Genomic DNA, 23086 nt, shown 5'->3' with positions numbered 1-23086 from the left:
GGGTGAGCTAGACGAACAATGGCGTCACTGAAAGACATGCGGGTCCGCATCGCCTCGACCAAGGCGACGCAGAAGATCACCAAGGCCATGCAGATGGTCGCCGCCTCCAAGCTGCGCCGCGCGCAGCAGGCGGCCGAAGCGGCGCGTCCCTATGCCGAGAAGATGGACGCCGTGATCTCCAACATCGCGAGCGCCACCATCGCCTCCGCCGGCGGCCCGAGCCTGCTCGCGGGCACCGGGCGCGACCAGGTGCATCTGCTGCTGGTCTGCACCGGCGAGCGCGGCCTGTCCGGCGCGTTCAACTCCTCGATCGTGCGTCTGGCGCGCGAGCGTGCGCTAGCCCTGATGAACCAGGGCAAGGAAGTGAAATTCTTCTGCGTCGGCCGCAAGGGCTACGAGCAACTGCGCCGTCAGTTCGACAAGCAGATCGTCGAGCACATGGATCTGCGCTCGGTTCGCCAGATCGGTTTTGCCAATGCCGACGAGATCGCCAAGAAGGTGATCGCCCGCTTCGAGGCCGCCGAGTTCGACGTCTGCACGCTGTTCTATTCGCGCTTCCGCTCGGTGATCGCGCAGATCCCGACGGCACAGCAGATCATTCCGCTGGTGGTCGAGGCGCGGCCTGCCAATGCTGCGCCGCTGGCGCCTTACGAATACGAGCCGGAGGAGGACGAGATCCTCGCCGGGCTGCTGCCGCGCAATCTCGCCGTGCAGATCTTCCGCGCGCTGCTCGAAAACAACGCCTCGTTCTACGGTGCGCAGATGTCGGCGATGGACAATGCCACGCGCAACGCCGGCGAGATGATCCGCAAGCAGACGCTGATCTACAACCGCACGCGTCAGGCGATGATCACCAAGGAACTGATCGAAATCATTTCGGGCGCCGAGGCGGTCTAGCCAGATCGCGTCGCGCCTCTTTGAAGCGCAACCCAGGAACATATCCCGGTCGAGCCGACCGTGGTTTCGTATACGGATCGTAAGGAGAGACACTCAATGGCTACCGCAGCCAACCAGATCGGTCGCATCACCCAGGTCATCGGCGCCGTCGTCGACGTGCAGTTCGAAGGTCACCTGCCGGCCATTCTCAATTCGCTCGAAACCAAGAACGCCGGCAACCGCCTTGTGCTCGAGGTCGCCCAGCATCTCGGTGAATCCACCGTCCGCACGATCGCGATGGACACCACCGAAGGTCTGGTGCGCGGCCAGGAGGTGACCGACACCGGCTCGCCGATCCGGGTGCCGGTCGGCGAGGGCACGCTCGGCCGCATCATGAACGTGATCGGCGAGCCGATCGACGAAGCCGGCCCCGTCAAGGCGGAAGGCCTGCGCCCGATCCACGCGGACGCGCCGAGCTACACCGACCAGTCGACGGAAGCTGAAATTCTCGTCACCGGCATCAAGGTCGTCGACCTCCTGGCGCCCTATGCCAAGGGCGGCAAGATCGGCCTGTTCGGCGGCGCCGGCGTCGGCAAGACCGTGCTGATCCAGGAGCTGATCAACAACGTCGCCAAGGCGCACGGCGGTTACTCGGTGTTCGCCGGCGTCGGCGAGCGTACGCGAGAGGGCAACGACCTCTATCACGAGTTCATCGAGTCCAAGGTCAACGCCGATCCGCACAATCCGGATCCGAGCGTCAAGTCGAAGTGCGCGCTGGTGTTCGGTCAGATGAACGAGCCGCCCGGCGCCCGCGCCCGCGTCGGCCTGACCGGCCTCACCGTCGCCGAGCACTTCCGCGACCAGGGCCAGGACGTGCTGTTCTTCGTCGACAACATCTTCCGCTTCACGCAGGCGGGCTCGGAAGTGTCGGCGCTGCTCGGCCGTATCCCGTCGGCGGTGGGTTATCAGCCGACGCTCGCCACCGACATGGGCGCGCTGCAGGAGCGTATCACCACCACCAACAAGGGCTCGATCACCTCGGTGCAGGCGATCTACGTGCCGGCCGACGACTTGACCGACCCGGCGCCGGCGACGTCGTTCGCGCACTTGGACGCGACCACCGTGCTCAACCGCGCGATCTCGGAAAAGGGCATCTACCCGGCGGTGGACCCGCTCGACTCCACGTCGCGCATGCTGTCCCCGCTGGTCGTCGGCGAGGAGCACTATCAAACCGCGCGCATGGTCCAGCAGATCCTCCAGCGCTACAAGTCGCTGCAGGACATCATCGCCATCCTGGGTATGGACGAGCTCTCGGAAGAGGACAAGCTGACGGTGGCCCGCGCCCGCAAGATCGAGCGCTTCCTGTCGCAGCCGTTCCACGTCGCCGAAATCTTCACGGGATCGCCGGGCAAGTTCGTCGACCTCGCCGACACCATCAAGGGCTTCAAGGGCCTGTGTGAAGGCAAGTACGACCACCTGCCGGAGGCCGCCTTCTACATGGTCGGCAACATCGACGAGGCGGTCGAGAAGGGCAAGAAGCTGGCGGCGGAAGCCGCCTAAGGGCGAATGGCGAATAGGGAGTAGCGAATAGGGTTATCCGCTGCTCCCTTCTCCATTCACTACTCGCCATTCGCTATTCGCTACTCGCAGGTTTCCTCATGGCTACTTTCCATTTCGATCTCGTCTCGCCGGAAAAGATCGCCTTCTCGGGTGAGGTCGACCAGGTCGACGTTCCCGGCCAGGAGGGTGATTTCGGCGTGCTCGCGGGCCACGCGCCGTTCGTGGCGACGCTGCGGCCGGGCATCCTGACAGTGACATCAGGCGGATCGCAGCAGAAGATCATCGTGCTCGGCGGTCTTGCCGAGATCTCGGACAAAGGTCTGACGGTTCTCGCCGACGTCGCCACGTCGCTGAAGGAGCTCGACCAGACCGCCTTCGCGGCCGAGATCGCCGGCATGGAATCCAAGCTGAACGAGAAGCAGGGCAACGAGCTCGATCGCGCGATCGAGCGGCTCGATCACTTCAAGACGATCCAGCAGCAGCTCAATACGACCGCGCTGCATTGATCCAACCGCACGACGTATGAATGAACGTTCATGGCCGGGCTCTGCCCGGCCATTTTCGTTTGGGGCTCGAACGTCGTGCGCCGGTCGATGACTACTTCAAGGGGCCGGTTGCATGCTCACCGATCTGACGGCATGCTCCCGGCCGATCCAGCGGGCGCGGTGACATGGCAGGACAGATCGTCTTGAAACGCAAGATCGCGGCGATTTTCGCCGCCGATATCGCCGGCTATTCGCGCCTGGTCGCGGAGGATGAAGAAGAAACGCTACGGCGACTGGCGGCCTATCGCGAGGTCGTTGACGACTTCATCGCGCGCGCCGGCGGCCGCATCTTCAACACCGCCGGCGATGCGGTGCTCGCGGAATTCCCCAGCGCGGTCGAAGCGGTGCGTTGCGCGATCGACATCCAGGAGAGCCTGCGCACGCGCAACATGGCCTATCCGCCGAGCCGGCAGATGAGCTACCGCATCGGCATCACCATCGGCGACGTCGTCGAGCGCGACGGCGATCTGCTCGGCGACGGCGTCAACATTGCAGCGCGCCTCGAGGGCCTCGCCGACGTCGGCGGCATCTGCATCTCGCGCGCCGTCCATGAGCAGGTTGCCAACAAGCTGTCGGTGCAGTTCGCCGACATGGGCGCGCGGGAGGTCAAGAACATCCCCACCCCGGTGCACGCCTTTCGCGTGGCGATGCGCCGCGAGGACGGCACCTACGCGCCGCCGGAAGAAAAGAAAGCCGCCCGCGGCGGCGGGCTCCGCATGATCTGGCGAATTACGGCCGCCCTGGTTGCGCTCGGCGCGGTCGGGGTCGGGACCGAGCTCTACCTGGATTATCGCGATCCGCATCCCGCGCAGCGCGATGCCGCCAAGGCGGCGGCGGAAGCGTTGGCCCGGCTGTCGGCCACGCCGGCTTCGCCGTCCTCGGTCCCGTCTTCATCTCCATCCGCCGCGCCGAAGCAGTCATCCGTCGCCATGCAGCCGGCCGACTCGCCGCAGCCGCAACAGTCGCCCTCGCCTTCATCCTCTGTCGCTGCCGAGAAGTTTGCACCTGAAGCCGTGCCGTTCGTGAGCGAGCGGACTCGCATTGCGCTGGCGCGCGACTACGTGCCGGCGCCCGAGCACAAGGCGTTCGCGACCACGATCAACGGCGTCAGCGCCTACGTCACCGGGCAGGCGAGCGACGACGCGGCGAAGTCGGCCGCGCTGGAGCAGTGCCAGCAGCGCGCGGACAACGCGAACGGACCGCGCAAATGCGAGCTCTACGCCGTTGGTGACAATGTCGTCTACGTGCACAGCAAGCCGCCGTTGCCGCCGCAGCCCTGGGTGCGCCACGACCCGCTGACCGAACGCGCCTTCAGCGCGGCCGAGATGCCGCTGGTGCGTGATACCGGCCGCGCCCGGCTCGAAGCGAACTACGGGACGGCGCGACGGACCAAGGCGATCGCGCTCGGGCCCGGTGGCCAGTTCTTCTACAGCGTCGGCGGCGACCTCGTCGACGACGTGGTTCGGCGCAATCTGGAAGCCTGCGGCGCTCAGGCGGGAACCGCCTGCATCATCGTTGCGCTCGACGATGCCTTCGTGGTGCCGATACCGACCGTGATGAAAGCCACCGGCTTCTTCCACGCGGCCATCCATCAGGCGATCGCCCCGGAGGCGCGCGAGGAGGTGGCGCGGCGCCTCGAGGCCGCGACGTCGGGCTGGAATGCAGTCGCGGTCGGAACGGCCGGCCACCCCGGCTTCAGCCTCAATGGCGACCGTGAGGAGACGGCGATCGGCGGCGCGCTGGCCGACTGCGCCACGCGCGACAGCGACTGCCGGGTGATTGCGATCGGGCCGTTCACGGTCGAGGACAATTGAGCCGGCGAACTCTCTCGACATCGCTGTTCCGAGGCGCGCTGAGCGCGAGATCGGAATGACGCAGAGCCTCACTCTTCGACGTGGATCAGTCGCCAGCTTCGGTGAGATGCGCAAAGGCCTCCGCCACCGCACGATAGACCTCGCGGCGGAACGGCACCACCAAGTCCGGCACGCGCGCGAGCTGCTCCCAGCGCCAGGCGTCGAACTCGGCCGGCTGGCCGTTGCGCGGCGTCACCGGATCGATGTCGGCCTCCCGGCCGGTGAAGCGCATCGCGAACCACTTCTGGCGCTGGCCGCGAAAGCGCGCGAGCCGGTGGTTGGGATCCTCGAATGGCGGAAATTCGTAGGTCAGCCAGTCGGTCTCGGCCAGGATATCGGCGTCGCGGATGCCGGTCTCCTCCCACAGCTCGCGCCGCGCCGCCGCCTGCAGATCCTCGCCGGGGTCGACGCCGCCCTGCGGCATTTGCCATTCGAGGCCGGGAAGGACGATCTCCGGCCCGTCGTCGCGGAATCGGCGCCCCAGGAACACGAGCCCTTCGGCATTGAGCAGGGCGATCCCGACGTTCGGACGATAGGGTCTGGTCTCGGTCATCCGCAAATCCATGAACTGTCGATCGCATAGCAGGGCATCATGACGGCATCGTCGCGATGCATCTGCAGAGATTCCCTGCAGCCCGTGCGCAGATGCGGACTAGCGGCTGTCGGGTATCGCGTCGAGGGCGCGGATCGTGATTCAATCGCCGGCGAGCGGAGCGAATTCCTGGACCACGCGCTCATAGACCGGTCGCTTGAACGGCACGATCAGCCCCGGCAGGTTCTTCATCGGCTCCCAGCGCCAGCTGACGAATTCCGCCTTGTGGTGGCCGCCGCCGGGCCGCTCGACGTCGATCTCGGCATCGGATCCGGTGAAGCGCAGCGCGAACCATTTCTGGCGCTGGCCGCGATAGCGCCCCTTCCAGGCGCGGCCCGCGACCGTGCGCGGAATGTCGTAGGTCAGCCAGTCGCCGACCTCGGCCAGCTTCTCGACAGAGCGCACGCTGGTCTCTTCATACAGCTCGCGCTTGGCCGCCTCCCAGGCATCCTCGCCGGGATCGACGCCGCCCTGCGGCATCTGCCAGACATGGGTGTCGTCGACATGCTCGATCCCGCCGGCGCGGCGACCGATGAAAACCAGCCCCTCCGAATTGATCAGCATAATGCCGACGCAGGTGCGGTAAGGCAGGTCCTCGTAGCGCGTCATTCCGGTCTCGGCCTTCCTGCGGGGACCCTGCGCCTCGCCGCGCAGGCCTCACGCTGTCACGTCGCCAGTCGGGCCGGCGCACGTTCGTTCAGTTCGATTTTGATTTCAGCATCGCGGTTGTCAATGGCACCAGCAGAATGCCCTTGCGGTCGAGCCCCTTGATCCAGGTGGCGATGCGGTCGATCGAGACTGGCAGCGCCGAGGCGGTCCCGACGGCGACGCCACGTTCCTTGGCCAGGCTTTCGAGCTTGGCGAGCGCATTGTCGATCTCGACCGGGGTCGGCACCGCGTCGATGGTGACGTCGCCCTTCGCGAACGGCATCGCGAGCCCCGTGGCGAGTGACGCCGCCACGCTGCGCGGGGCTGCGCCATCGTCGAACAGGGCCAGGCCGCGCTTGGCGGCCTCGTTCACGATCGGCTGCATCGCCGCTTCCGTTGCGACGAAGCGCGCACCCATGAAGTTGCCGATGCCGACGTAACCCTGCAGCCGGCTCATGTGCCAGAACAACCGGTCGATGTTCTGGTCCGGTCCGAGTGTGGCGAGCAGCGTCTGCGGACCCGGATCGTTGTCGGGATAGTCGTAGGGCTCCATCGGGACCTGCAGCAGGATCTCGTGGCGCTGCGCCCGGGCGCGCTCGGCGAGTTTGGTCGGATCGGAGCCATAGGGCGTGAAGGCCAGGGTGACCGCGGGCGGCAGCTTCATGATCGCGTCCGCCGTCTTGGCGGCGCCGACGCCGAGGCCGCCGATCACGATCGCGACGGCCGGCATGCGCGCCGCCTTGGCGCGGTCGGCCTCGGCCGCATAGGCGGTGAACGGCTTCAGCCCGTCGGCCATCACCGGGATCATGCCGTAGCGCGACTTCTCCAGCAGCCGCGGGTCGACGCCGGGCATCTGGCTCGCAGCCGGCGTGGCCGATCCAGGCTCTGCCGTCTCGCCACCGGCACCGATCGCGACCTCCTGGCGGGCGCCGCTGGAGCCGTCGATGATGGTGACCGTCTTGCGCTCGCCGCCCTCCTGCTTGGCCGCGGGGGCCGCGCCGTGGTCGGCCTTTGCGTCTGGCTTGCCATCCGGCTTGGCGGCAGCCTTGTCGTCGGCGGGCTTTGCGCCCTCGTTGATCGCGACGCGGGCGACCGGCTCGCCACCGAGTGGATTGTCGTTGAACATCGCAAAGCCGGCAAACGCGACCAGGAACAGCCCCAGCAGCATCGCAAGGGCCTGCAGGGCCGTGAAGGGAAGCCGAACGCGGCGCCTGCGACGCTTTTCCGTCTGTCCGAGCGGGGCGCTCAGTTCGTCGGCCGTCTCTGTCATCGAAATTCCCGAATCAATCGGGTCGACGATACCACGGCAGGGATTCGGACGCAGGGCCAGTGTCCGAAAGCCCGTAGATCGGCGGAGCCGCAAACGAGAAGCCGTCCAAAAAACAAAGGGCGGCCTGGAAGCCGCCCTTCAAACCCACTTCGCGTCTGTCGGCCGCCGCTCCGGCGGCGGCCTCAGTTCGCCGCCTTGGCCGGCTTGTCGGCCGCGGCCTTTTCGGTCGGCGCCGGGGTGTTGGCGCTGTTCTTGATGCCATGGAGCAGGTCGGCAGCCATTTTGAGCGCCTTGTCGTCCTTGGTGTCCGGCGGCACGTAGGACTGCGAGCCGGTCTTCTCGTCGCCGTCGTTCTTGAGATGGCCGCGCAGCGACGCCTCGCCCTTGGTGTCGGTGCGCGATTTCAGCTCATCCGGCACGTCCTGCAGCACCTCGATGTCGGGCACGATGCCCTTGGCCTGGATCGATTTGCCCGACGGCGTGTAGTAGCGCGCGGTGGTCAGCCGCAGCGCGCCGTTGCCGGCGCCGAGCGGGATGATGGTCTGCACCGAGCCCTTGCCGAACGAGCGGGTGCCGACCAGCGTCGCGCGCTTGTGGTCCTGCAGCGCGCCGGCCACGATCTCCGACGCCGACGCCGAGCCGCCATTGATCAGCACGATGACCGGCTTGCCCTTGGTGAGGTCGCCGGCATGTGCCGCGCGGCGCTGCGTCTCCTCGGCATTGCGGCCGCGGGTCGAGACGATCTCGCCGCGCTCCAGGAACGCGTCGGAGACGGTGACCGCCTCCTCGAGCAGGCCGCCCGGGTTGTTGCGCAGGTCGATGATGTAGCCCTTCAGCTTGTCACCGATCTGGTTCTGCAGGTCGGCGATGCTCTTCTTCAGGCCCTCGGTGGTCTGCTCGTTGAAGGTGGTGATGCGGATATAGGCGATGTCGTCGCTCTCGGTGCGCGAGCGCACCGAACGGACGCGGATGTTGTCGCGGGTCAGCGTCACGTCCAGCGGATTGTCGGCGCCCTTGCGCACGACCTTCAGCTTGATCTTGGTGCCGACCGGGCCGCGCATCTTCTCGACCGCCTGGTTGAGGGTCAGGCCCTGCACGGCTTCGTCGTCGAGATTGGTGATGATGTCGTTGGCCTGGATGCCTGCCTTCGAGGCCGGCGTATCGTCGATCGGCGACACCACCTTGATCAGGCCGTCTTCCATCGTCACCTCGATGCCGAGGCCGCCGAACTCGCCGCGGGTCTGCACCTGCATGTCGCGGAAGCTCTTCGCATCCATGTAGCTCGAATGCGGATCGAGGCCCGAGAGCATGCCGCTGATCGCGGACTCGACCAGCTTCGAATCGTCGGGCTTCTCGACATAATCGCTGCGCACCCGCTCGAACACGTCGCCGAACAGGTTGAGCTGGCGATAGGTATCGGCGGTCGCGGCGCGCGCCGTCGATCCCATCAACACCGCGCGCGGTTGCGAGACGAACAGGGTCAATGCCGCACCGGTGGCCGCGCTCAGGAGAATTACCGAAGTCTTACGCATCATCCGCGTACCTTTTCGCCTTCATTTGCGGCCCACCATGGGCCTGGATCGATTGGAGTGCCGTCCTTACGGAACTCGACATAGAGCACTGGTTGACTCGCGTTGGTAGCGAGAATGGAGGCAACCTGGGAGCTGTTACCCATGATCGCGACCGGCTCTCCCGTCTGAACAAACTGCCCGATGTTGACGGAAATGCGCTCCATCCCGGCGATCAGGACATGATACCCGCCACCGGCGTTGAGGATCAAGAGTTGTCCGTAGCTACGGAAGGGACCCGCATACACAACCCAGCCATCACACGGGGTTGTGACCTGAGCCCCTGGCCGGGTTGCCAAAGAAATGCCTTTATCCGAGCCGCCGGCACCGTCCGATGCGCCAAATTCGCGGATCTTGGTGCCGTTGACCGGAAACGCCAGCATGCCCTTGGTCGAGGCGAACGCGATCGCGGGCGCCTTGCGGCCTGGGTTGCGCAGCGCATTCGCGTCCGGCTTGCTGTTGACCGGCACCCCCTGCAGGCTCGCCGTCGAGGCAGCCTTGGCCGCGCTCTTGAGGTCCAGCTCCATCGTCGTGATCAGCCCCTGCAGCGAGTCGATCTGCTGGGCCAGCACGGCGGCGCGCGCGCTTTCGGCTTCCATGTCCTTCTCGGCCGAGCTCTGCTTGCGCTGGCGTTCCTCCACCAGGGCCGCGAGACGGGTCTGATCGGTGCGCAGCCTGTCGCGGTCGCCGGCGAGCTTGTCGCGTTCGCTGGCGATCGTCTTGCGGATGGCGACGAGCTCGCCGAGATCGGTCGAGAGCTTTTCGGCTCGGCTTCGCATCTCGGGGATCACCGAGCCCAGCAGCATCGCGGTCCGCAGGGATTGCAGCGCATCCTCGGGACGGACGAGCAGGGCCGGCGGGGTGCGGCGGCCGGCGCGCTGCAGTGCGGCAAGAACCTCGATGATCTCGGTCCGCCGCGTTTCCAGCGACGTCCGCAGATCCTGCTCGCGGCCGTCGAGCCCGCGCAGCCGCGTTTCGGCCTCGGCAACGCGCACTTCGACGCTCCGCACCTGCGCCGCGACGTCGATCAGTTGCTGGTTGAGCTTGCCGCGATCCTCGCCGAGCGCGGCGATGTCGGCCTTCAGCCGCTCCTGGGCCTCAGCGGCGGCCTTCTGGGCCGCGCGGGCGGCCTCGAGCTCCTGTTCGCGCTGCTTCAACTGCTCCGGGGTGGCCGGCGTCGGTGATGCCGTACCAGGGATGGAGGGCCGGAGTCCGCTCTGCGCCAGCGCCGGACATCCGGAGAACACCACAACGAGCGCGATGAGCGACGCACGGCAGGACTGGCCGCCGCGGACAGGTCTTGGGGAGCAGGAGAGGGGCCGCGCAGCGAACATCGAGGTCCTTATTGTGCTCCCATCGTCCCTTGTTCAAGCGCGGTGATAGGGGTGACCGGCAAGGATCGTAGCAGTACGGTAAATCTGCTCGAGCAGCAGGACGCGGACGATCTGGTGCGGCCAAGTGGCGGCGCCAAACGCAACCCCGAGCTTGGCTCTGCGCCGCAAATCGGGCGAAAGTCCGTCGGCGCCGCCGATTGCGAAGACGGCAGCCGGAATGCCTTCGTCCCGCCAGCGCCCAAGATAACCCGCAAAGGTTGTGCTGTCGACATTCCGGCCACGCTCGTCGAGGCAGACGAGCACGGACTTGTCCGGGACCGCCGCCGATATCGCGGCGGCCTCCTCGGTCATGCGTGTCGCCGCATCGCGCGCGCGGCTTTCCGGGATTTCATGGATGTCGAGGCCGCGAAAGCCGAGCTTTCGGCCGATGTCGTCGAAACGCTCGCGGTAGCGCTCCGCGAGCTCCCGCTCGGGACCCTGCTTCAACCGGCCGATGGCGACCACGATCAGGCGCATGCGCACGGACTAGCACGTGCGCGCCACGATTCGCATCCGCCGCGGCGTGGGGCCGCCTAGACCGCCTTGGCCGGGTTCGGCCCTTGAGTCCACAATCGCTCGAGATTGTAGAACTCGCGAACCTCGGGTCGGAACACGTGCACGATCACGTCGCCGGAATCGATCAGCACCCAATCGCAATTGGGCAGGCCCTCGATGTGGAGCTTCTTGGTGCCGGCTTCCTTCAGGCCCTTGGCGACGTTTTCCGCGATCGACCCGACGTGCCGGTTCGAGCGGCCCGTGGTGATGACCATGTAGTCCGAATACGCCGATTTGCCGCGAAGATCGATCGTGATCGTCTCCTCCGCCTTCATGTCTTCGAGGCGGGAGAGGATCGTGCGCAAGGTCTTGTCGGCGCCGGGTTGCGCCTGCAAGGCCGCATCTTGGGTCGACGTCTTACGCGCTGACTTGGCTGTCGCCGACTTGGTAGTCGTTGCCTTCGTCTTGGGTAAGGCCGACTGGGACAATACAGATGTGGTCAGGGACCATTCCTTTCACTGTATCGCAGGCCGAATCCAACCCGGCCTGCTGACCATACTAGGCATGTGGGGTTAATGGTTTCAACAATCCAGTACCCCGGTCGTCCGGCCCGACAGCGTCAACGCCGTCCCGCTTCGGACCGTAGCGGGGGACGGAAAGTTCCATGCATATCCGGTGCCGCGCGCGATGGGAATGCGCGGCCATTCAGAACGACTTCCAACTGCCGTCCGGGTTCCTCAGCCCCGTCGAGGACAGGCTGAGCTTCAGGCCGGTGAGGTAGACCCAGGCTGGAGCGGCGCGGTCGGCCAGACGGCTGGCTTGCGCTTCCGGTATACGATACCGCGCCAGGGCGCGTGCGGCGGGCGCGTTCAGGGCGCGGAAGCTGCGGGGCGGACGATCGACCACGGCCATCGGCACCTGGGCCGCGATGTGCTGCCACTTCTGCCAGCGATGGAACTGCGCGAGATTGTCGGCGCCCATGATCCACACGAAGCGCAGGCGGGAGGCACGCCGGCGCAGATAATCGATCGTGTCGGCAGTGTAGCGGGTGCCGATGACGGATTCGAGACAGCTGATCTCGATGCGGGGATCGGCGGCGACCTTGCGCGCCGCTTCGGCGCGTTCGGCCAGCGCATGCAGCCCGCCATTGTTCTTGAGCGGATTCCCCGGCGTGACCAGCCACCAGACACGGTCGAGCTGCAGCCGCTTCAGCGCGAACAGGCTGATCGCGCGGTGCGCCTGGTGCGGCGGATTGAACGAGCCGCCGAGCAGGCCGATGCGCATGCCGTCACTGTAGGGCGGCAGCGCCTGGCGGATCGCAAGGCGCATGGCTGTGGTGTCGGTCACGGCTGCCCCCTGCTGCTCGTGCGACTCAACCACAAGATGCGGCCGTCATGGCCGCGTCTGCCCGGTGCCGTGGATCCGGTATTTGAAGCTGGTGAGCTGCTCGACGCCGACTGGGCCGCGCGCATGGAATTTGCCGGTGGCGATGCCGATCTCGGCGCCAAAACCAAATTCGCCGCCGTCGGCGAACTGGGTCGAGGCGTTGTGCAGCACGATCGCCGAGTCGACCTCGTTGAGGAACTTGTCGGCGGCCGCATTGTCGTCGGTGACGATCGCATCGGTATGATGCGAGCCATGCGCGTGGATGTGAGCGATCGCGCCATCGACGCCGTCGACGACCCTCGCGGCGATGATGGCGTCGAGATATTCGGTGTCCCAATCCTCGTTGCTGGCCGGCTTCACCCGCACATCGGCCGCGCGCACGGCATCGTCGCCACGCACCTCGCAGCCGGCGCCGATCAGCAGGTCGACCAGCGGCTTGATCTTGTCCTGCGAGGCGCGATCGATCAGCAAGGTCTCGGCCGCGCCGCACACGCCGGTGCGGCGCATCTTGGCGTTCAGCACGATCGACTTGGCCATCTCCAGGTCGGCGGCGCCATCGACATAGACGTGGTTCACGCCTTCGAGATGCGCGAACACCGGCACGCGCGCCTCGGCCTCGACGCGCGCGACCAGGCTCTTGCCGCCACGCGGCACGATCACGTCGACACCGCCGTTCAGGCCCGACAGCAGCAGCCCGACGGCCGCGCGGTCGCGCGTCGGCACCAGCGTGATCGCGGCCTCCGGCAGGCCCGCCTCGCGCAGGCCTTCCACCAGGCATTCATGGATGGCGCGGCAGGAGCGGAACGAGTCCGAGCCGCCGCGCAGGATCACGGCATTGCCGGACTTCAGGCAGAGCACGCCGGCGTCGGCCGCGACGTTGGGGCGGCTCTCGAAGATCACGGCGATCACGCCAAGCGGCACCCGCACGCGTTCGATGGTCATGCCGTTCGGCCGCTGCCAGCTCTCGGTGACCACGCCGACCGGATCGGCGACGCCACGTACCACGGCGATGCCGTCCGCCATCGCGGCGACGCGGGCCGGGGTCAATGTCAGGCGATCAAGGAAGGACGAGGTCATGCCGGCCGCCTTGGCGTCGGCGACGTCCTCGGCATTGGCGGCGATGATGGCGTCGGCGCGGGCGCGGATCCGCCGCTCCATCGCCTCCAGCGCGCGGTTCTTCTGCTCGGCCGGCGCCAGCGACAGCACACGCGCCGCCGCACGGGCGCGCTTGGCGAGATCGTTCATCAGCTGGGGCAGATCGGCGCTGCCGTCGATAGCCTTGAGAGGCGCGGTCATGGGCGGTTCAACCTTGAATTAAGGCTCTCCAGTAGCACGGAAAGCGGCCATTTGCGAACGTCGGCGGCGGGGCTCTAGGCCGGCCCCACGCCCGCCGGGCCGATCACCAGATCGTCGCGATGGATCATCTCCGCTCGTCCCGACACGCCGAGAATGATTGCGACATCAGGCGAGGAGCGGCCCTTGATGCGCTCGGCGTCATCGGCGTCGTAGGCGATGAGGCCGCGGCCGATCTCGTGGGTGTCGGGCCCGCGCACCACCACCGCGTCGCCGCGGGCAAACTGTCCCTCGACCTTGATCACGCCGGCCGGCAGCAGGCTCTTGCCGGCGCGCAGGGCGTTGACCGCACCGGCGTCGATCGTCAGCGTGCCCTTCGGCTCCAGCGAGCCGGCGATCCAGCGTTTTCGCGAGGTGACCGGATTGGCCGGGGTCAGGAACCAGGTGCAGCGGCCGCCATTGGCGATCGCCGCCAGCGGATGCTCGATCTTGCCGGAGGCGATCAGCATGTGGGTGCCGCCGGTGGTCGCGATCTTCGCGGCCTCGATCTTGGTCTTCATGCCGCCGCGGGACAGTTCGGATGCCGCGCTGCCGGCCATCGCCTCGATGTCGGCGGTGATGCTCTCGACCACGGGGATCAGCCGGGCGTTGGGATCCTGCGCGGGCGGCGCGGTGTAGAGGCCGTCGATGTCCGACAGCAGCACCAGCAGGTCGGCGCTGGCCATGGTGGCGACGCGGGCGGCGAGACGGTCATTGTCCCCGTAGCGGATTTCGGCGGTGGCGACCGTATCGTTCTCGTTGATGACAGGCACCGCGCGCCATTCCAGCAGTTTGGCGATCGTCGAGCGCGCGTTGAGATAGCGGCGGCGCTCCTCGGTGTCCTGCAGGGTCACCAGGATCTGGCCGGCGCCGATGCCATGGGCGCCGAGCACCTCCGACCAGATCCGCGCCAGCGCGATCTGGCCGACCGCGGCCGCCGCCTGGCTCTCCTCCAGCTTCAATGGTCCCCGCGGCAGCTTCAGCCGGCTGCGGCCGAGCGCGATCGAGCCCGACGACACCACCAGCAGCTCGCAGCCGCGGCCATGCAGCCGGGCGATGTCGGCGGCCAGCGCCGTCAGCCAGGAGGCGCGGACTTCGCCGGCCTCGGAATCGACCAGCAGCGACGAGCCGACCTTGACGACGATGCGGCGGAAATTTTCGAGACGGGGTGCCATGGTGAATTCGGTCAAGTCAGCTGCCATGGGCGGACTCTCAAGATCGAGTGGAGCTGGCGCCACGAAAGGTGGTGCGCTCCCCTCCCTTTTGCGGGGAGGGGTCGGGGGTGGGGGTCCACACGGCAAGACCGCCGCCGGGGCACCCCCCTCCCCAACCCTCCCCCACAAGGGGGGAGGGAGTGCACCGATCTCTAGGCGATCGCTTGCAAACAACCTTGAGCGAATGCTGGTCGGCAGTCCTTCAGAGGTAAGATACGAATTTGGTGCTGCGACATATGCGCCGGGCTCAGTCCGCAGCGCAAGGTTCGGTTCGAGCCTCAGCCCTGCGGTGGCACCGGGGCCGCCCACGGCTCCTCGGTCGCAGCATTCTCGACCGCGTTCTTGGCCTTGTTGGAGACCGGCGACTCCCCAACGACGTCGGCGAGCTTGCGCAGGGCTTCCTTGACGCCTTCGCCCGTGGCGCCGGAGATCAGCAGCGGCGTCTTCTTGGCGGCGCGCTTCAGCCGGTCTCTCTGCTTCTTCAGCTCGTCCGGGTCGACCGCGTCGATCTTGTTCAGCGCGACGATCTCGATCTTGTCGGTCAGCTCGCCGCCATAGGCCTCGAGCTCGTGCCGCACGGTCTTGTAGGCCTTGCCGGCGTGCTCGCAGGTAGCATCGACCAGATGCAGCAGCACACGGCAGCGCTCGACATGGCCGAGGAAACGGTCGCCGAGGCCCGCGCCCTCATGCGCGCCCTCGATCAGGCCGGGAATGTCGGCCAGCACGAATTCGCGGCCGTCGGCGTTCACGACGCCGAGCTGCGGATGCAGGGTGGTGAACGGATAATCGGCGATCTTCGGCTTGGCGGCCGAGACCTTGGACAGGAAGGTCGACTTGCCGGCATTCGGCAGCCCGACCAGGCCGGCATCGGCGATCAGCTTCATGCGCAGCCAGATCCAGCGCTCCTCGCCGGGCTGGCCGGGATTGGCGTTGCGCGGCGCCCGGTTGGTCGGCGACTTGAAGTGCGCGTTGCCGAAGCCGCCATTGCCGCCCTCGGCCAGCACGAACCGTTCGCCGACCGCGGTAAAGTCGTGGATCAGCGTCTCGCGGTCCTCGTCGAAGATCTGGGTGCCGACGGGAACCTTGAGCACCACGGACTTGCCGCCGGCGCCATGGCGGTCCTTGCCCATGCCGTTCTCGCCCTTCTGGGCCTTGAAATGCTGCTGGTAGCGGTAGTCGATCAGGGTGTTGAGTCCATCGACAGCCTCGATGATCACGTCGCCGCCGCGGCCGCCATTGCCGCCGTTCGGCCCACCGAACTCGATGAACTTCTCGCGCCGGAACGCAACGCAACCGTTGCCGCCGTCGCCGGAGCGCACATAGACCTTGGCTTCATCGAGGAATTTCATGATGCGCCCTACGTAGGCGAGGCGGGTCCCCACGGCAACCGCGGAATGGGTTTAATTCGGCCCGAAGCCTTAATTTCGAGCGGTAAAGCCGCGCTGCGCACGACTTGGACAAGCGTTGCGCAGGGGTTGCGGCAGGGCTGCGTCACGCTTTCGGCGGAAGGGCTGGAGCCACCGCGGTCGGGCTGATAAGGCAGCCTCGTCATGAGCGTGCTGTCCCGAATCTCCACCGCCAACGATGAGCGCTCGGCGCGGCTCGCCGGCATCGGCCTGATGCTGCTGTCGATCGCGATGTTCTCGTTCGGCGATGCCTTGGGCAAGTTCCTGGTCTCGACCTATGCCGTCGGCCAGCTGCTGTGGCTGCGCGCCTGTGCGGCCCTACTCTTGCTCGCACCGTTCATCTGGCGCAACCGCGCCGCGTTCCTGCAGCTCGAGCGTCCCTGGCTGCAGCTGGTGCGCGTGATCCTGTCGACGTTGGAGGTGGCGGCGTTCTTCCTCGCCACCGTCTATCTGCCGCTCGCCGACGTCATCACCTACTATCTCGCGGGGCCGATCTTCGTCACCGCGCTGTCGGCGCTGGTGCTGCGCGAGCATGTCGGCTGGCGGCGCTGGACCGCGATCCTGATCGGCTTCTGCGGCGTGCTGATCGCGCTGCGGCCCTCGGCGCAGACCTTCAGCCTGCCGGCCTTGATCGCACTCGGCGGCAGTCTGTCGTTCGCGGTGCTGATGCTGATCACGCGTTCGCTGCGCGCGACGCCCGACATCGTGATGGCGTCGTCGCAGTTCGTCGGCACCTTCCTGCTCGGCGCCGCGATGTCCTCGTTCGGCTGGGTGACGCCGACACCCGGCAGCCTGGTGCTGTTCGCCGCCGCCGGTCTCATCTCGGTGACCGCTCTCTTCTGCGTCAACCGCTCGCTGAAGCTGGCCCCGGCTTCGGTCGTCGTGCCTTATCAGTACACGATGATCGTCTGGGCCGTGCTGTTCGGCTTCGTCGTGTTCGGCGATGTGCCCCATCCCGCGACCATCATCGGCGCCATCATCATCATCGGCGCGGGGCTGTACATCTACTTGCGCGAACGCAGCCTGGGGCAGGCACAGGGTGCGGTGAATCCCCCGGTGTAGCGGCGTTCACCGCCGTCGTCCCGGCCTCGAGCCGGGACCCAGACTCCGTGCGGCCTGTGGTGGAGAAGGCTGTGGCTCCAGCGTGATCCCACCACCGATTTCGGTGGCTATGGGTCCCGGCTCGAGGCCGGGACGACACGAGTGATGGAACGGTCGCCTCGGCTAAATCCGCCGCCCCGCATTGGCCCAGGCCTTCAGCGACGACCAGACCCCACGGGTCAGGCGGAAGGCGTCGATGGGCGCCGAGGAGCCGATCACCTCGAAGCGGTGCAGCTCGACGCCGGTCCATTGGAAGCCGCACTTTTCGAGGATGTTGCGCGAGGCTGGGTTGCTGACGCGGGCGTGCCCGATCAGCACATTGTCCTCGCTCGTCTCGAAGAAATGGTCGATCGCGGCGCGCGCGGCTTCGGTGCCGAAGCCGCGGCCCCGATGCGCAACGCCGAGCCAGTAGCCGAGCTCGGCGCGGCCTGTTGCTGGTCGATTGATCCCGACCATCCCGATCGGCGTGTCGAGGTGCTCGATCAGGAAGGCGGTCTCACCCGTCTGCTCCAGCCCGCGAACGAAGCGAGCGGCATCGACCTCCGAATAGGGATGCGGCAGGCGGCGGGTATTCTCGGCGATAACACGGTCGTCGGCGAGCCGGGCGATGGCTGTCACGTCCGCGAGCACCGGCGCCCGCAGCGTCAGCCGGGGGGTCTCGAGGACGCAAGGTCTCGCCTCGCGCAAGGTGGGGGTGGTGATGTCCTGCAGCATGTCGGGCTCCATCGACGCTTCGGGATCAGTTTCGGATCAGCGAAAATGAAAAGGGGAGGCCGGTTGTCCCGCCTCCCCTGGAGCCATCTGGCGCTCCGCCGGTTCATCAGGACCCGGCGGACGCGTATCGTTCCACCGTATTCTATTCAGCAGCCTCGGCGGCTACCGGACGCACCGAAATGAACGTGCGGTTGGCGCGGGCATGGAATTCGACGACGCCGTCGATTTTCGCGAAGATCGTGTGATCCGTGCCCATGCCGACGTTGAGGCCGGGATGCCAGGTGGTGCCGCGCTGACGCGCAATGATGTTGCCGGGAATCACGCGCTCGCCGCCGAACGCCTTGATGCCGAGGCGCTTGCCCTTGGAGTCGCGTCCGTTGCGGGATGAACCGCCTGCCTTTTTGTGAGCCATCGCTCGTCTCCGATCTCTTGCGATCACCTTTAGCGCGATTCCGCTAAGGGATCATTCACATTTGCAACCTGCGCGGACAAAAAATCCACGCGCGATGAGGTTCAAGCCGGTGCGGCGCGCGAGACGCGCGCCGGCACGCTTACTCCGCGGCGTCGGCCGCCGGGGCTTCCGCCTTGGCCTTCTTCGGGCGCGGGCCCTTGGTCGGCTTGGCGTTGTCGGTCAGGATCTCAGAGACGCGGATCAAGGTCAGCTCGTCACGGTAGCCGCGCTTGCGGCGGGAATTCTTGCGGCGGCGCTTCTTGAACGCGATGACCTTGGGGCCGCGCTTATGGTCCAGCACCTCGACGGCCACGGACGCGCCGGCCACCGCAGGGATGCCCAGCACCGGCGTATCGCCGCCGACCACCAGCACCTCGTTCAGCTGCACGATCGTCCCGGGCTCACCGTCGATCTTGCCAATCTCGAGCACATCATCCGGGGCGACGCGGTATTGCTTGCCGCCGGTTTTGATGACTGCGAACATCGTTCTCATCCTTCGTGTTCGATCCCGGCCTCAGAGCGCGATGGCCCCGGGTCGGCTTCTTGTTCAGTCGTTATGGTTCATGGAGTCCGGCCCGATCGGGGCCGGCAGTTACGCCCGAGGCTTTGACGCCTCCGAAAAGAGCGCAACGACAAACGGCGCAGGAACGCCCGCGCCGGTCGATCGGGCGCTTATAGCGGGGTGAGCCGGCGAGTCAAGGTGAATGGACGGTTGCCGGCCGGACGGATGCCCGGATCCCGCCGAGCCCCGGCCGCTATTCGCTCGACCCGTCGCACCGGACCCGCAACCAACTGTTCCCTCCGCCGTTGTTCGAGCCCAACGTACAACAGGGCAGGATCACATGGCCGACGACGTCATGACCACCACGGGCATCGCCCGCCACGGCGCCGCGCGGCTGCCGTCGGTCGAGATCGACAGCTTCAACATCGAGCTCAAGGACGAGGACGGCTTTCTCGGCGACCGTGCCTCCAAGGGCGCCTTCCGCAAGATCCTGGAGCGCTGGCGCAAGCCGTTGCGCAAGTCCGGCAAGGACCCGTTCGGCGACGAGGACAGCGAGACCATCAGCAAGAAGACTCTGGATGCGATCCTGGTCGGCGACGACACCGAGGCCTCGGCCGTGGTGCATTCGGCGATCGAGGAGTTCGCCCAGGAGCTTGCCCATGTCACCCGCCGCTTCCTGCGCACCAAGGCCTGGGCCAAGACCGAATGCATCGTGGTCGGCGGCGGTTTTCGCGATTCCCGGCTCGGCGAGCTGGCGATCGCGCGCACCGAGATCATCCTCAAGGACGAGGGCTTTGGCGTCGAGCTGGAGCCGATCCGCTATCATCCCGACGATGCCGGCCTGATCGGCGCACTGCATCTGGCGCCGTCGTGGATCTTCGAGGCCCATGACAGCATCCTCGCCGTCGACATCGGCGGCACCAACATCCGCTGCGGCGTCGTCGAGACCGCCTGGAAGGAGTCGCCGGATCTGTCGAAAGCGTCGGTGTGGAAGTCCGATCTCTGGCGCCATGCCGATGACGAGCCCACGCGGGAAGGTGCGGTCAAGCGGCTCGCCAAGATGCTGAAGGGGCTGATCGAGGAGGCTGACACCGAGGGCCTCAAGCTTGCGCCTTTCATCGGCATCGCCTGTCCCGGCGTCATCAACGAGGACGGCTCGATCGAAAAGGGCGCGCAGAACCTGCCGGGCAATTGGGAGAGCAGCAAGTTCAACCTGCCGGCCAGCCTGGTCGAGGCGATCCCGATGATCGGCGACCACGACACCGCGGTGCTGATGCACAATGACGGCGTCGTGCAGGGGCTCTCCGAGGTGCCGTTCATGCAGGAGTTCGAGCGCTGGGGCGTGCTGACCATCGGCACCGGCCTGGGCAATGCCCGCTTCACCAACCGCCGCAAGGAGAACGGCCGCAAGGACAAGGACGACAAGGCCAAGGAGGACAAGGCCGACGACAAGAAGGCGGCCAAGAAGAAGAAGGATTGAGCATTGACGCGGCCGCACCGTGTCTGCCAGGGCCTGACGGGAGGGCAATGTTGCGCTGCAGCAGGGGTGTCTCCCCGCGCCAGGACGTGCGGAAAACCGCCGTACAACCAGTCGGATGGGATGGAACCCGGTAACCTTGACTGGTTAGGTTAAGGAACGGTTCGCATTGCGATGCACGCGCAGATGGCCCAGGGTCGCCGGTGTCGCTCAGGCCGGCCGGATTGACCCCCGTCTCTTCCGTCGGTTTCCCCAAGATGTAGCGACACGGGACCGCCGGTATGTGTCAGCGTACGGCGGTCCCACCTTTGTCCCTGACCTCCCGTCGCCGGCCGCCGCGCCGACCGCAGGCACAAATCGCCGTCGGTATCACGCAGATCTATTTACAAGCCGACTAGACGGTTTATAAATCAACATCCCAAATGCGGTGGGATTTTGACGGCGCAATCTCGCGCCGGGTGGAGTGTGAGGACATGATGATCGGACGCGCGAGATACGGGATGGCCGCCATGGCGCTGGCGGCGCTGGGCTGCGGCGGGGCGGAGGCGGCGGACCTGGCGGCGACTTCCTACAGGGCGCCGGCCTATGCGGCCGCACCGGCGCCGTTCTCCTGGACCGGCTTCTATGCCGGCGCCAATGTCGGCGGCGCCTTCACCGGAAACGACTCCTTCACGAACGCCGCCGGCGGCAATGGCGGCAAGCTGTCCGGCGTGATCGGCGGCGTGCAGGCCGGCTACAACTACCAGATCTCGCCGATGTTCGTGGTCGGCATCGAGAACGATCTCGAATTCACCGGCCTCTCGCGCAAGGGCGATGTCGTCGATCCGGCCGTCAGCATGCCCTGGCTCACCTCCGGCCGCGCGCGCGCCGGCATCGCGGTGCTCGACCAGCGCCTGTGGCTGTATGGTACGGCGGGTCTTGCGGCGGGCGAGTTGAAGGACGGGCCGATCCACAAGATGAAGATGGGCTGGACCGCGGGCGCTGGCGCCGAATGGGCGTTCCAGCCGAAATGGTCGGCGAAGCTCGAATATCTCTACACAGATCTCAAGCACGACGACCTGCCGGACTGGCGGGCGGCCAAGATCCACTCCGTGCGGGTCGGCTTGAACTACCATTTCGACCTGTTCCGCTGACGGGCGCTGCGCAGACCATCGGGTTCGACGGCCCGCGTCAGTCTGGGGCCGCCGGAGCGCGGGGCGAGCGGTGCAGCCGTTCAGCCGCCGCGTGCGGTCCGCTTCCCCGAGCGGACCGCAATGGCGCGCCTGCGCGAGCCCCCGGAAAATTTCGACCGGCTGCCTTGTCACTCCCCGCATCGTGCCCTAGAACGGCGCCCGACCCGGGGGCTCGCCCCTGATTTGCGCCTGGAGAGGTGGCAGAGTGGTTGAATGCACCGCACTCGAAATGCGGCATAGGTGCAAGCCTATCGGGGGTTCGAATCCCTCCCTCTCCGCCAAACTGAAGAAAAACTCCTTTATATTCCAGTGCTTCAGGGTTCGGCCCTTCACGTGGCCCATACTTCAGCCCATACCCACGCGCGAAGTGCGAGGTTTAGGAATGCAGAGGAAGGCAGGCGGTTTTGGAAGCGTAGTCGGGTGGTTTCAGAACTTTGACGCTCAACGTTGGCATAGAATAGTTGCGGATCAAGACCTTGAGGAGCGGCCCGTCCAGGGCTGATCGACGGCGCCGAGGCATGGCCGCTGATAAAATGGGGGGTGAATGTTCAGCAAGCGTACATTCGGCGCTCGCAACTATGGGCCTAAGGGAGGTCTCCTCCCACGAGCCGCGAAGAAAAAAGCCACAAAAGCTAAGCAACTCAGTCCCGCAGCCAAGAAGGACCGGCGGGAGCGTCTAAGAAAGGCTCTCAGGAAAGAAAAGGAGGCGCGGGAAATGCGCTTCCTTCGGTGGAAGGCGAAAAAGAAGCAACCCTCACCGGCTTAGCGGCTCCCGGTCGTGGTGCTGGAAGCGTCGGTACGTCGGGCAATTATGAGAGATACGTTGTCTTTAGCGCCCGCGCTGAACGCCGCTGCAGCGAGACGACGTGCGCATCGAAGAGGGTCTTTGACCGTCCTCAACGTGTGGCTGATGGCCTGGTTGGAGACCATATCGCTGAGGCCGTCGCTGCATAGGAGCAGGGTCTCCCCGGGCGCAAGTGGCGAGTCGACGGAGATGTGGGGTTCGATCGCGACGGGAAACGAAGAGCCACCCAGCGCCTGAGTAAGGGCGTGGGATCGGGGGGCACCGAAGGCTTTGTTCTCACCTTCAAGCACGTCGTCATAGCTGAGTTGAACCAATTGGCCAGCGCTGAACAGATAACAGCCGCTATCCCCGACGTTGAAGGTGGTCAGTCGGTCGGCTGCTAGAATGGCTCCGACAAGGGTCGTGCCCATGCCAAGCGCTTCACGGTGTTCTCGCATGAGTTCAAAGAGCTGTTGATTGGCTTCCTCAATGACTTCGGCGCAGGAGGCAGGATCTGAAAGCCGATCCATTGCTGCAACCAGATAATCGAGGACGGCTCGACTGGCCATCGCGCCGTGCGCGTGGCCACCCATACCGTCCGCGATCATCAGGGGGCAGCAATCGTTCGGTGTCGTCAAGACGACCGGCGTGTTCATGTTGCCGGTCAGGATGCGGGTGCCGATGGCAATCGCGTCCTCATTCTCCGGGCGCACGCGACCGCGATGGGTAAAAGCGGCTATGGACAGGTGCGGCATGTCTACCCGCTC

22 protein-coding genes and 1 tRNA gene are annotated in these 23086 nt (G+C 66.3%); 8 read left to right on the top strand and 15 right to left on the bottom strand.

What is annotated here, in order from left to right; all coding sequences use genetic code 11:
- The first annotated feature begins 18 nt into the window (after positions 1–18).
- The 4 genes from ACQR1X_RS28195 (at position 19) to ACQR1X_RS28180 (ending at position 4795) form a co-directional block, all read left to right on the top strand.
- Positions 19–897: a F0F1 ATP synthase subunit gamma gene (locus tag ACQR1X_RS28195; RefSeq protein WP_434900069.1), complete on the top strand. Its 879-nt coding sequence runs from the start codon at positions 19–21 to the stop codon at positions 895–897.
- A 96-nt stretch (positions 898–993) separates the two neighbouring features.
- Entirely contained in the window at positions 994–2436 is a 1443-nt protein-coding gene (gene atpD, locus ACQR1X_RS28190; protein ID WP_172112903.1) for a F0F1 ATP synthase subunit beta, read from the top strand.
- A gap of 98 nt (positions 2437–2534) precedes the next feature.
- Positions 2535–2942, top strand: coding sequence for a F0F1 ATP synthase subunit epsilon (locus tag ACQR1X_RS28185; protein WP_315715938.1), 408 nt, complete (start codon positions 2535–2537; stop codon positions 2940–2942).
- 164 nt (positions 2943–3106) lie between these two features.
- Complete coding sequence (locus ACQR1X_RS28180) at positions 3107–4795, top strand: adenylate/guanylate cyclase domain-containing protein (RefSeq protein WP_434900068.1); 1689 nt, start codon at positions 3107–3109, stop codon at positions 4793–4795.
- Positions 4796–4880: 85 nt separating this feature from the next.
- Here the strand turns inward: ACQR1X_RS28180 and ACQR1X_RS28175 are convergent, their stop codons facing one another.
- From ACQR1X_RS28175 to obgE, 11 genes are all read right to left on the bottom strand, one after another.
- The gene (locus ACQR1X_RS28175; protein ID WP_316180337.1) at positions 4881–5387 is read right to left on the bottom strand and encodes an RNA pyrophosphohydrolase; all 507 of its coding nucleotides are present in this window, start codon (positions 5385–5387) and stop codon (positions 4881–4883) included.
- A 141-nt stretch (positions 5388–5528) separates the two neighbouring features.
- Entirely contained in the window at positions 5529–6035 is a 507-nt protein-coding gene (locus ACQR1X_RS28170) for an RNA pyrophosphohydrolase (RefSeq protein WP_316180339.1), read from the bottom strand.
- Between the two features lie 88 nt (positions 6036–6123).
- A complete protein-coding gene (locus ACQR1X_RS28165; protein WP_434900067.1) occupies positions 6124–7344 on the bottom strand; it encodes a divergent polysaccharide deacetylase family protein in 1221 nt (406 codons plus the stop codon).
- A gap of 182 nt (positions 7345–7526) precedes the next feature.
- Positions 7527–8879, bottom strand: a complete 1353-nt coding sequence (locus ACQR1X_RS28160) for a S41 family peptidase (RefSeq protein ID WP_315715943.1) — start codon at positions 8877–8879, stop codon at positions 7527–7529.
- Entirely contained in the window at positions 8876–10246 is a 1371-nt protein-coding gene (locus ACQR1X_RS28155) for a murein hydrolase activator EnvC family protein (RefSeq protein ID WP_316180342.1), read from the bottom strand. The genes ACQR1X_RS28160 and ACQR1X_RS28155 overlap by 4 nt, the downstream gene beginning before the upstream one ends.
- A gap of 33 nt (positions 10247–10279) precedes the next feature.
- Entirely contained in the window at positions 10280–10762 is a 483-nt protein-coding gene (gene rlmH / locus ACQR1X_RS28150) for a 23S rRNA (pseudouridine(1915)-N(3))-methyltransferase RlmH (RefSeq protein ID WP_315800684.1), read from the bottom strand.
- Between the two features lie 56 nt (positions 10763–10818).
- A complete protein-coding gene (rsfS, locus tag ACQR1X_RS28145) occupies positions 10819–11175 on the bottom strand; it encodes a ribosome silencing factor (protein ID WP_315800683.1) in 357 nt (118 codons plus the stop codon).
- Positions 11176–11485: 310 nt separating this feature from the next.
- Complete coding sequence (locus ACQR1X_RS28140) at positions 11486–12109, bottom strand: nicotinate-nucleotide adenylyltransferase (protein WP_315800924.1); 624 nt, start codon at positions 12107–12109, stop codon at positions 11486–11488.
- 63 nt (positions 12110–12172) lie between these two features.
- A complete protein-coding gene (locus ACQR1X_RS28135) occupies positions 12173–13462 on the bottom strand; it encodes a glutamate-5-semialdehyde dehydrogenase (RefSeq protein WP_316180345.1) in 1290 nt (429 codons plus the stop codon).
- A 74-nt stretch (positions 13463–13536) separates the two neighbouring features.
- Positions 13537–14673: a glutamate 5-kinase gene (gene proB / locus ACQR1X_RS28130; protein ID WP_315800923.1), complete on the bottom strand. Its 1137-nt coding sequence runs from the start codon at positions 14671–14673 to the stop codon at positions 13537–13539.
- Between the two features lie 317 nt (positions 14674–14990).
- Positions 14991–16061, bottom strand: coding sequence for a GTPase ObgE (gene obgE, locus ACQR1X_RS28125; protein WP_434900066.1), 1071 nt, complete (start codon positions 16059–16061; stop codon positions 14991–14993).
- Positions 16062–16262: 201 nt separating this feature from the next.
- Here obgE and ACQR1X_RS28120 point away from each other — a divergent pair, with 201 nt between their 5' ends.
- The gene (locus ACQR1X_RS28120) at positions 16263–17180 is read left to right on the top strand and encodes a DMT family transporter (RefSeq protein WP_434900065.1); all 918 of its coding nucleotides are present in this window, start codon (positions 16263–16265) and stop codon (positions 17178–17180) included.
- Positions 17181–17342: 162 nt separating this feature from the next.
- Here the strand turns inward: ACQR1X_RS28120 and ACQR1X_RS28115 are convergent, their stop codons facing one another.
- The 3 genes from ACQR1X_RS28115 to rplU all read right to left on the bottom strand — a co-directional run bounded on the left by ACQR1X_RS28115 (position 17343) and on the right by rplU (position 18868).
- On the bottom strand, positions 17343–17933 hold the full coding sequence (locus ACQR1X_RS28115) for a GNAT family N-acetyltransferase (RefSeq protein WP_316215531.1): 591 nt from the start codon (positions 17931–17933) through the stop codon (positions 17343–17345).
- Positions 17934–18075: 142 nt separating this feature from the next.
- Positions 18076–18345: a 50S ribosomal protein L27 gene (gene rpmA / locus ACQR1X_RS28110; RefSeq protein ID WP_315715952.1), complete on the bottom strand. Its 270-nt coding sequence runs from the start codon at positions 18343–18345 to the stop codon at positions 18076–18078.
- Between the two features lie 139 nt (positions 18346–18484).
- Positions 18485–18868 (bottom strand): 50S ribosomal protein L21, encoded by a 384-nt coding sequence (gene rplU, locus ACQR1X_RS28105; protein ID WP_035648644.1) that lies wholly within the window; start codon positions 18866–18868, stop codon positions 18485–18487.
- A gap of 358 nt (positions 18869–19226) precedes the next feature.
- Between rplU and ACQR1X_RS28100 the strand changes: the two genes are divergently transcribed.
- From ACQR1X_RS28100 to ACQR1X_RS28090, 3 genes are all read left to right on the top strand, one after another.
- Complete coding sequence (locus ACQR1X_RS28100) at positions 19227–20366, top strand: ROK family protein (protein ID WP_434900064.1); 1140 nt, start codon at positions 19227–19229, stop codon at positions 20364–20366.
- A 473-nt stretch (positions 20367–20839) separates the two neighbouring features.
- Positions 20840–21496, top strand: coding sequence for an outer membrane protein (locus ACQR1X_RS28095; protein WP_434900087.1), 657 nt, complete (start codon positions 20840–20842; stop codon positions 21494–21496).
- 230 nt (positions 21497–21726) lie between these two features.
- Positions 21727–21816 (top strand) — tRNA-Ser (locus ACQR1X_RS28090).
- Between the two features lie 481 nt (positions 21817–22297).
- Here ACQR1X_RS28090 and ACQR1X_RS28085 read toward each other — a convergent pair.
- Positions 22298–23074, bottom strand: coding sequence for a PP2C family protein-serine/threonine phosphatase (locus ACQR1X_RS28085; RefSeq protein WP_434900063.1), 777 nt, complete (start codon positions 23072–23074; stop codon positions 22298–22300).
- Between the last annotated feature and the right edge of the window lie 12 nt (positions 23075–23086).

It is taken from the genome of Bradyrhizobium sp. HKCCYLRH3073 (assembly GCF_051167995.1).
In the GTDB taxonomy this organism is placed as follows: Bacteria; Pseudomonadota; Alphaproteobacteria; order Rhizobiales; family Xanthobacteraceae; genus Bradyrhizobium.
The sequence above is the reverse complement of the archived record's forward strand: the minus strand, read 5'-3'. Positions and strand labels throughout refer to the sequence as shown.

Excerpts from the sequence above, each read along its gene's own strand:
- ACQR1X_RS28140 (WP_315800924.1), bottom strand. The coding sequence starts at position 12,109 with ATGCGCCTTGCGATCCGCCAGGCGCTGCCGCCCTACAGTGACGGCATG.
- rplU (WP_035648644.1), bottom strand. The coding sequence starts at position 18,868 with ATGTTCGCAGTCATCAAAACCGGCGGCAAGCAATACCGCGTCGCCCCG.
- rpmA (WP_315715952.1), bottom strand. The coding sequence starts at position 18,345 with ATGGCTCACAAAAAGGCAGGCGGTTCATCCCGCAACGGACGCGACTCC.
- ACQR1X_RS28155 (WP_316180342.1), bottom strand. The coding sequence starts at position 10,246 with ATGTTCGCTGCGCGGCCCCTCTCCTGCTCCCCAAGACCTGTCCGCGGC.
- ACQR1X_RS28180 (WP_434900068.1), top strand. The coding sequence starts at position 3,107 with ATGGCAGGACAGATCGTCTTGAAACGCAAGATCGCGGCGATTTTCGCC.
- ACQR1X_RS28120 (WP_434900065.1), top strand. The coding sequence starts at position 16,263 with ATGAGCGTGCTGTCCCGAATCTCCACCGCCAACGATGAGCGCTCGGCG.
- ACQR1X_RS28195 (WP_434900069.1), top strand. The coding sequence starts at position 19 with ATGGCGTCACTGAAAGACATGCGGGTCCGCATCGCCTCGACCAAGGCG.
- ACQR1X_RS28175 (WP_316180337.1), bottom strand. The coding sequence starts at position 5,387 with ATGACCGAGACCAGACCCTATCGTCCGAACGTCGGGATCGCCCTGCTC.
- obgE (WP_434900066.1), bottom strand. The coding sequence starts at position 16,061 with ATGAAATTCCTCGATGAAGCCAAGGTCTATGTGCGCTCCGGCGACGGC.
- ACQR1X_RS28100 (WP_434900064.1), top strand. The coding sequence starts at position 19,227 with ATGGCCGACGACGTCATGACCACCACGGGCATCGCCCGCCACGGCGCC.
- ACQR1X_RS28095 (WP_434900087.1), top strand. The coding sequence starts at position 20,840 with ATGATCGGACGCGCGAGATACGGGATGGCCGCCATGGCGCTGGCGGCG.
- proB (WP_315800923.1), bottom strand. The coding sequence starts at position 14,673 with ATGGCACCCCGTCTCGAAAATTTCCGCCGCATCGTCGTCAAGGTCGGC.
- ACQR1X_RS28165 (WP_434900067.1), bottom strand. The coding sequence starts at position 7,344 with ATGACAGAGACGGCCGACGAACTGAGCGCCCCGCTCGGACAGACGGAA.
- atpD (WP_172112903.1), top strand. The coding sequence starts at position 994 with ATGGCTACCGCAGCCAACCAGATCGGTCGCATCACCCAGGTCATCGGC.
- ACQR1X_RS28135 (WP_316180345.1), bottom strand. The coding sequence starts at position 13,462 with ATGACCGCGCCTCTCAAGGCTATCGACGGCAGCGCCGATCTGCCCCAG.
- ACQR1X_RS28115 (WP_316215531.1), bottom strand. The coding sequence starts at position 17,933 with ATGCTGCAGGACATCACCACCCCCACCTTGCGCGAGGCGAGACCTTGC.
- ACQR1X_RS28185 (WP_315715938.1), top strand. The coding sequence starts at position 2,535 with ATGGCTACTTTCCATTTCGATCTCGTCTCGCCGGAAAAGATCGCCTTC.
- rlmH (WP_315800684.1), bottom strand. The coding sequence starts at position 10,762 with ATGCGCCTGATCGTGGTCGCCATCGGCCGGTTGAAGCAGGGTCCCGAG.
- ACQR1X_RS28085 (WP_434900063.1), bottom strand. The coding sequence starts at position 23,074 with ATGCCGCACCTGTCCATAGCCGCTTTTACCCATCGCGGTCGCGTGCGC.
- ACQR1X_RS28160 (WP_315715943.1), bottom strand. The coding sequence starts at position 8,879 with ATGATGCGTAAGACTTCGGTAATTCTCCTGAGCGCGGCCACCGGTGCG.
- ACQR1X_RS28170 (WP_316180339.1), bottom strand. The coding sequence starts at position 6,035 with ATGACGCGCTACGAGGACCTGCCTTACCGCACCTGCGTCGGCATTATG.